The organism is Streptomyces durocortorensis, from assembly GCF_016901035.1.
GTDB lineage: Bacteria > Actinomycetota > Actinomycetes > Streptomycetales > Streptomycetaceae > Streptomyces > Streptomyces durocortorensis.
In genome coordinates this window covers 1-6,294 of the sequence record NZ_JAFEUF010000051.1, presented here as the reverse complement: position 1 = coordinate 6,294, position 6,294 = coordinate 1, and the positions used below count along the sequence as shown (strand labels likewise).

General features: G+C 70.7%; 8 protein-coding genes and 1 pseudogene. 7 read left to right on the top strand and 2 right to left on the bottom strand.

Annotated features, from left to right (window positions below):
• Nucleotides 1-178: 178 nt before the first annotated feature.
• Nucleotides 179-898 carry a DUF5324 family protein gene (locus tag JS521_RS13085; protein ID WP_205083021.1) on the bottom strand — a complete coding sequence of 240 codons (720 nt, stop codon included), beginning with the start codon at nucleotides 896-898 and terminating at the stop codon, nucleotides 179-181.
• 282 nt (nucleotides 899-1,180) lie between these two features.
• Between JS521_RS13085 and JS521_RS13080 the strand changes: the two genes are divergently transcribed.
• Together JS521_RS13080 and JS521_RS13075 are read left to right on the top strand one after the other, a co-directional pair.
• Nucleotides 1,181-1,708, top strand: coding sequence for a peptidylprolyl isomerase (locus JS521_RS13080; RefSeq protein ID WP_205083019.1), 528 nt, complete (start codon nucleotides 1,181-1,183; stop codon nucleotides 1,706-1,708).
• A gap of 163 nt (nucleotides 1,709-1,871) precedes the next feature.
• Nucleotides 1,872-2,771 carry a rhomboid family intramembrane serine protease gene (locus JS521_RS13075; protein ID WP_205083018.1) on the top strand — a complete coding sequence of 300 codons (900 nt, stop codon included), beginning with the start codon at nucleotides 1,872-1,874 and terminating at the stop codon, nucleotides 2,769-2,771.
• 291 nt (nucleotides 2,772-3,062) lie between these two features.
• Here the strand turns inward: JS521_RS13075 and crgA are convergent, their stop codons facing one another.
• Nucleotides 3,063-3,317: a cell division protein CrgA gene (gene crgA / locus JS521_RS13070; protein WP_003967902.1), complete on the bottom strand. Its 255-nt coding sequence runs from the start codon at nucleotides 3,315-3,317 to the stop codon at nucleotides 3,063-3,065.
• 142 nt (nucleotides 3,318-3,459) lie between these two features.
• Here crgA and JS521_RS13065 point away from each other — a divergent pair, with 142 nt between their 5' ends.
• From JS521_RS13065 to JS521_RS36630, 5 genes and pseudogenes are all read left to right on the top strand, one after another.
• The gene (locus JS521_RS13065) at nucleotides 3,460-4,227 is read left to right on the top strand and encodes a DUF881 domain-containing protein (RefSeq protein WP_205083016.1); all 768 of its coding nucleotides are present in this window, start codon (nucleotides 3,460-3,462) and stop codon (nucleotides 4,225-4,227) included.
• Nucleotides 4,228-4,258: 31 nt separating this feature from the next.
• Nucleotides 4,259-4,945: a class E sortase gene (locus JS521_RS13060; RefSeq protein ID WP_205083015.1), complete on the top strand. Its 687-nt coding sequence runs from the start codon at nucleotides 4,259-4,261 to the stop codon at nucleotides 4,943-4,945.
• A gap of 78 nt (nucleotides 4,946-5,023) precedes the next feature.
• Nucleotides 5,024-5,212 carry a hypothetical protein gene (locus JS521_RS13055; RefSeq protein WP_073222888.1) on the top strand — a complete coding sequence of 63 codons (189 nt, stop codon included), beginning with the start codon at nucleotides 5,024-5,026 and terminating at the stop codon, nucleotides 5,210-5,212.
• A complete protein-coding gene (locus tag JS521_RS13050; RefSeq protein ID WP_205083013.1) occupies nucleotides 5,209-5,847 on the top strand; it encodes an aminodeoxychorismate/anthranilate synthase component II in 639 nt (212 codons plus the stop codon). The genes JS521_RS13055 and JS521_RS13050 overlap by 4 nt, the downstream gene beginning before the upstream one ends.
• Nucleotides 5,844-6,294 (top strand): annotated as a pseudogene (locus JS521_RS36630) (class E sortase); the annotation flags it as partial. The gene JS521_RS13050 and the pseudogene JS521_RS36630, both read left to right, overlap by 4 nt.

Here is a 6,294-nt window from a genome sequence, read left to right as displayed (position 1 = left end):
AACGCCCCTTATTCCCTGGGGGGGCCCTCGCGCCGCCTGCTATCTTACCGTCGTGTGTGGGGGGTGCCTGGAGCGGCCTTGCGCCCCCTCCCCCCCCCCCCCCCCCCCCCGCGTCTCTTCTGCCACCTGTCACCGGATGCGGTCGGGGAACCCCGTACCCGCCCGGGTCACGCCCGGGTCAGGGCCGGTCGTCGAGACCGGGGGTGCCCCCCTCGCCCGACTCGGCCTCGGCCTGCTTGGCCTTGACCTCCGGGTCGAGGTCGGCCCGCTCGCTGCCGTCGACCGAGCTGAGCGGCGAACGCTCGTCGCCCACCTCGGTGGCGACGGGCGGCTCGACCAGCCAGTCCGGGTTGGCCTGCTTGTCCCACCAGCGCCAGGCGGCGTACGCGCCGCCCGCCAGGACGCCCAGCACCAGGAAACCCTTCGCGGCCCGGCCGGCCTTGGCCCGCCGCTGGTGCTTCCTGGCGAGCTTCTGGATCTCCTTGGCCGTCACCTGGGTACGCAGCGCCGCCAGGGCGGCCGCGCTGCGGGCGGACGCCTGCTCGGCGACGGGCAGCGCCACCGCGCGGGCGTGCTCGACGCGGGGTGCGGTGTAGTCGGCGGCGCTCCGTGCGGCTTTCCGCGTGGAGACCGCGGCGCGGTGCGCGGCCTCGTCGACCTTGGGCGGGACGTGCGTACGGGCCTGCTCGAGCCGCGGCGCGAGATGGGACGCGTACTGGACGCGGGCCTGCTTGGCGGCCTTCGTCACCTTCGGCGCGAGCTGCGTACGAGCCTCGTGCGCGTAGTGGGCCGCCTGCTTCTTGGCCGTGTCGGCGTAGGGCGCCACCACTTCCGCGGCGTGCTGCGCGCTGTCCTTCGCCGAGTCGGTTGCGGCGCGCACGCTGTCGATGCGGGTCACGAGATCCTCCTCCTTGGTGGCGGGTAGGTACTCCGCCTGTCCGCCCAGTTCGAAATCATGCCTGTTACGTTCATGCCCGGCATGCGGGACGGGCATCCGGGTCATGAGCGCCCTTTGCGGCCAAAACGGTTCATTGTGAAGTGTGCCGACGACAATGCCATGGTTCGGTGGCGAACGCGCCGTTTCGCCCGGCATCCGGCCGTACGTTTCCCGGGCCGTGGGAGGATCGCCGGACGTCAGCGAAGGTTTTGACGGAACGCGAAGGAAGAGGGAAGGCAGATCGTGGCCGAGCAGCTTTACGCCACCTTGAAGACCAACCGGGGCGACATCGAGATCCGGCTCCTGCCGAACCACGCGCCCAAGACCGTCAGGAACTTCGTCGAGCTGGCCACCGGGCAGCGCGAGTGGGTCAACCCGGAGACCGGCGAGAAGTCCACGGACCGGCTGTACGACGGCACCGTCTTCCACCGCGTCATCAGCGGTTTCATGATCCAGGGCGGCGACCCGCTGGGCAACGGCACCGGCGGCCCCGGCTACAAGTTCGCCGACGAGTTCCACCCGGAGCTGGGCTTCACCCAGCCGTATCTGCTGGCCATGGCGAACGCGGGACCGGGGACGAACGGCTCGCAGTTCTTCCTGACCGTGTCCCCCACCGCCTGGCTGACCGGCAAGCACACGATCTTCGGCGAGGTGGCGGACGAGGCGGGCCGCAAGGTGGTCGACGCGATCGCGGCCACCCCGACCAATCCGCGCACCGACCGTCCGCTCCAGGACGTGGTGATCGAGTCCGTGGTCGTCGAGACCCGCTGACGGTCGTCGAGACCCGCTGACGCCCCGCGGCGCCGGGGCCTCGCGGGGCCGCGGGCCGTGGGAACCAACCGCCCTGCCCGTCCGTAGTGATACATAGCGGACCAGCGGGGCGGCCCTGTCCGTGCCGCCCGAGCGACGAGGACCGAGAGGCAGGCCAGGACCGATGGAGCAGCAGCCGCCGGGAGACCGGGCCGCCGCAGGGAGCGGTGTGCCGACGCCGACCTGCTACCGCCATCCCGACCGCGGGACCGGCATCAGCTGTACGCGCTGCGAGCGGCCGATCTGCCCCGAGTGCATGGTCAGCGCCTCGGTCGGATTCCAGTGCCCCGACTGCGTGCGCCAGGGCTCGGGCACCGGGCACCATCCGGCCGCCTCCCGGCCGCGCACGCTGGCGGGCGGCACGGTGGCCGCCGATCCGCGCCTGGTCACCAAGATCCTGCTCGGCATCAATCTGGCCGTCTTCCTCCTGGTCACCATCCGTCCCGCGCTGGTGAACGACCTGACGCTGCTCGGGCGTTGGGATCCGGCACCGGGGCTGTTCCCCGCCTCGGGCGTCGCCGAGGGCGAGTGGTACCGCCTGGTGACCTCGATGTTCCTGCACCAGGAAGTGCTGCACATCGCGTTCAACATGCTGGGGCTGTGGTGGCTCGGCGGACAGCTGGAGGCGGCGCTCGGCCGCTCCCGCTACCTCGCGCTCTATCTGCTGTCCGGCCTCGCGGGCAGCGCCCTGACGTATCTGCTCGCCGAGCCCGGCCAGCCTTCGCTGGGTGCGTCCGGTGCGGTCTACGGCCTGTTCGGCGCGACCGCCGTGCTGATGCGCCGGATGAACTACGACATGCGCCCGGTGCTGGTGCTGCTGGCGATCAACCTGTTCTTCACCTTCCGCTGGGACGGCATCGCCTGGGAGGCGCACATCGGCGGTCTGGTCGCGGGCGTCGCCATCGCCGTCGCCATGGTCCACGCCCCGCGCGAGCGGCGTACGGCGGTCCAGGCGGGCACCTGTGCGCTCGTCCTGCTGGTCACGCTCGGGATGATCGTCGCCCGGACGATCGCGCTCACCTGAGCCGGGATTTTCCGCGGAACAGGGCGCTTCACCCCCAGGTGGACCGAAGTTGTCCACAGTGTGGGGGAATTCCTGTGCATGGCAAGAGGAACATGCGTTTTCCTCGTCGCTGAGCTGGGTCTTTCGGCCTGGACAAAGGGGTGCAGCCCCCCTCGACGAGGGGGGCTGCAGTCATACCGGCGTCAACATGAGCGGAGGTTATCCACAGATCGTCTGACCTTTTCCCCCGACTGTGGATAACTCTGTGGGTAACTCAGGGCAAGGCTTGCGCGGAGGCGGGGAGGTGGTCCGTCACTTCCACTGCGTGGACACGGCGAAGCCGCCGGCGATGAAACCGAAGCCGACCACGATGTTCCAGTTGCCCAGGGCGTCGACCGGCAGATCGCCTTCGGTCACGTAGAACACCACGATCCAGGCCAGCCCGATGAGGAACAGGGCCAGCATCACCGGAGCGACCCAGCTGCGGTTGGTCAGCTTGATAGCCGTTGCCTGCTTCGCCGGGGGCGGCGTGAAGTCGGCCTTCTTGCGGATACGTGACTTCGGCACGAGGGACTCTCCTGTCGATGCGCTGCGTGACCGCGCAGGGATCTGTGGCGGGCGCCGGGGGCGGGGTGCCAGGGGGAATGCTGCCTCCCCCGAGCGTCCGTTAGCGTAGTGCTTCCCTGGCGCCTGATGAGATAAGGGTACGTTGAGCAATTCTGCCGACTCTCCCGAAGGCCCGGCCCGGCGCACCTCCGTGTGGGCGGTCCGGGGGCTCACCGCTGCGGTCTTCGCCCTGGCCGGACTCATCTTCGTCACCAGCGCCAACACCGCCAAGGGCACCAATCTGCGCAGCGACTCCTCCCTGCTCAAGCTCTCCGACCTGATCAGGGAGCGCAGCGAGAAGAACGCCGAGCTGAACGACTCCGCCGCCTCCGTGCGCTCGGACATCGACGCCCTCGCCCAGCGCGACGACGGCTCCACCGAGGCCGAGGACGCCAAGTTGAAGGCGCTGGAGCGGGCGGCCGGCACGACGGAGATCACCGGCGACTCGGTCAGCGTGACCCTCAACGACGCGCCCCCCGACGCCACCGCCAACCCCGGCTACCCCGAGCCCCAGCCCAACGACCTGGTCATCCACCAGCAGGACCTGCAGGCCGTGGTCAACGCGCTGTGGCAGGGCGGGGCACGCGGGATCCAGGTGATGGACCAGCGGCTGATCTCCACCAGCGCGGTCCGCTGCGTCGGCAACACCCTGATCCTCCAGGGCCGCGTCTACTCCCCGCCGTACAAGGTCACCGCGGTCGGCGACCCCGGAAAGCTCAAGCGGGCGCTCAACGACTCCACCGCGATCCAGAACTACCTGCTGTACGTGAAGGCGTACGGGCTGGGCTGGAAAGTCGACGAGGACGAGGCGGTGACTCTTCCCGGGTACTCGGGCACAGTGGATCTCCACTACGCCCAGCCTGTGGAGTGAGCGCCGGCTGAGCCCCAGGGAGGCCGGTCCGGTGTCGGTGCGACTCGTCGTCAGAACGTTCAGCGAGCTGTGCATCACCGTGGGCGCGCTGATCATCCTCTTCGTCGTCTACTTCCTGTTCTGGACGGGCGTGAAGGCGGCCGACGCGGCCGAGGGCGAGATCGACACCCTCCAGAGCCAGTGGGCCCGCGAACCCGTGGCCCCGGCCCCGGACGCGGCCTCGTCGGAGCCGGCCCCGGCCCCGTACCGCGACGGAAAACCCTTCGCGACCATGCACATCCCCCGCTTCGGTCCCGGCTGGGAGTGGCCCGTCCTGGAGAACACCGAGGTCAAAACCTTGCAGAAGGGGCTCGGGCACTACAGCGGAACCGCCCGCCCCGGCGACAGCGGCAACTTCGCGGTGGCCGGGCACCGGCGGACGTACGGCGACCCCTTCAAGGACTTCCCGAAGCTGCGCCCCGGGGACGCGGTCGTCGTCAACGACGGCACGACCTGGTTCACGTACCGCATCGCGAAGAAGCCGTACCGGACCGTGCCCACCGACACCGCCGTCGTCGACCCGGTGCCCCGCGGCTCCGGGTTCGAGGGCGCCGGGCGCTATCTGACGCTCACCACGTGCGAACCGGAATGGGGCAGCAGCCACCGGCTGATCGTCTGGGCGCATTTGGACGCGACGCGGCCGGTGAGCGACGGCAGACCGCCGGAGCTGCGGCGCTGACCCATGCTTTTCGCCGGCTGACCCACGCCCCGGCCCCGGCCCTCTAGTCTGGTGCGGGTACCGAATGGAGGGGTCAGCATGTACGGCTGGATCTGGCGGCATCTGCCGGGCAACGCATGGGTGCGGAGCATCATCGCGCTCGTGCTGGTTCTGGCGGTCGTCTACGCACTGTTCCAGTACGTCTTCCCCTGGGCGGAGCCGCTGCTCCCGTTCGGTGACGTGACCGTCGACGGCGCGAGCGCCGGTGGAGCAGGAGCCGGGCAGTGAGCGCACGCATCCTCGTCGTGGACAACTACGACAGCTTCGTCTTCAACCTCGTCCAGTACCTCTACCAGCTCGGCGCCGAGTGCGAGGTGCTGCGCAACGACGAGGTGACCCCCGCGCACGCCCAGGACGGCTTCGACGGCGTCCTGCTCTCGCCGGGCCCCGGTACGCCCGAACAGGCCGGCGTCTGCGTCGAGATGGTGCGCCACTGCGCGGACACCGGCGTCCCGGTCTTCGGCGTCTGCCTGGGGATGCAGTCGATGGCGGTGGCGTACGGCGGTGTCGTCGACCGGGCCCCCGAGCTGCTGCACGGCAAGACCTCGCCGGTGACCCACGAGGGCCAGGGCGTCTTCGCCGGGCTGCCGTCCCCCTTCACCGCGACGCGCTACCACTCGCTCGCCGCCGAACCCGGCGGGCTGCCCCCGGAGCTGGAGGTCACCGCCCGCACGGCGGACGGCATCATCATGGGGCTGCGCCACCGGGACCGGGCGGTGGAGGGCGTGCAGTTCCACCCCGAGTCGGTGCTCACCGAACACGGCCACCTGATGCTCGCCAACTGGCTGGAGCAGTGCGGAGACCAGGGGGCCGTCGCGCGGTCGGCGGGGCTCGCGCCGGTGGTGGGCAAGGCCGCCGCGTGACCGCAGGCCGCCCCGGTCACGACGCCGGACCGGAGGGCCCCGACGCGCACGGGACGTACGGGGCCGACGGCGCGTTCGTGGCGGCGGTGGACGGCCTCGCGGATCCGCTCAACGATCCGCTGCCCGGCGGGCACACGTCGCCGTGGTTCCGGTCGGACACCGTCCCGGCGGCGGAACCCGCGGCGCCGTCCTCGTACGTGGACGGGTACGCGGCCCACCAAGGGCCTCAGCAGCCCCAAGGAGCCCCGAACGAGTGGTACGACCCCGCCGGGTACCAACGCGACTGGTACGGGCCGCAGGAGCCCTCTGCGCGAATAGCCCCGGCAGCCCCCGCCACCCAGGCCGGGGAGTGGGCACCGGCCCCGGGCCCGGCCTGGGTCTGTCTCGTTTTCACATCACCGAGCCCACCCGACAGGCAGAAAGGGGGGGTTGCCTGTGGAGGGTGTT

What these genes read in the sequence shown, in the direction of transcription:
- JS521_RS13075 (WP_205083018.1), top strand. Translation starts at nt 1,872, where the DNA reads ATGGAGCAGCAGCCGCCGGGAGACCGGGCCGCCGCAGGGAGCGGTGTG.
- JS521_RS13055 (WP_073222888.1), top strand. Translation starts at nt 5,024, where the DNA reads ATGTACGGCTGGATCTGGCGGCATCTGCCGGGCAACGCATGGGTGCGG.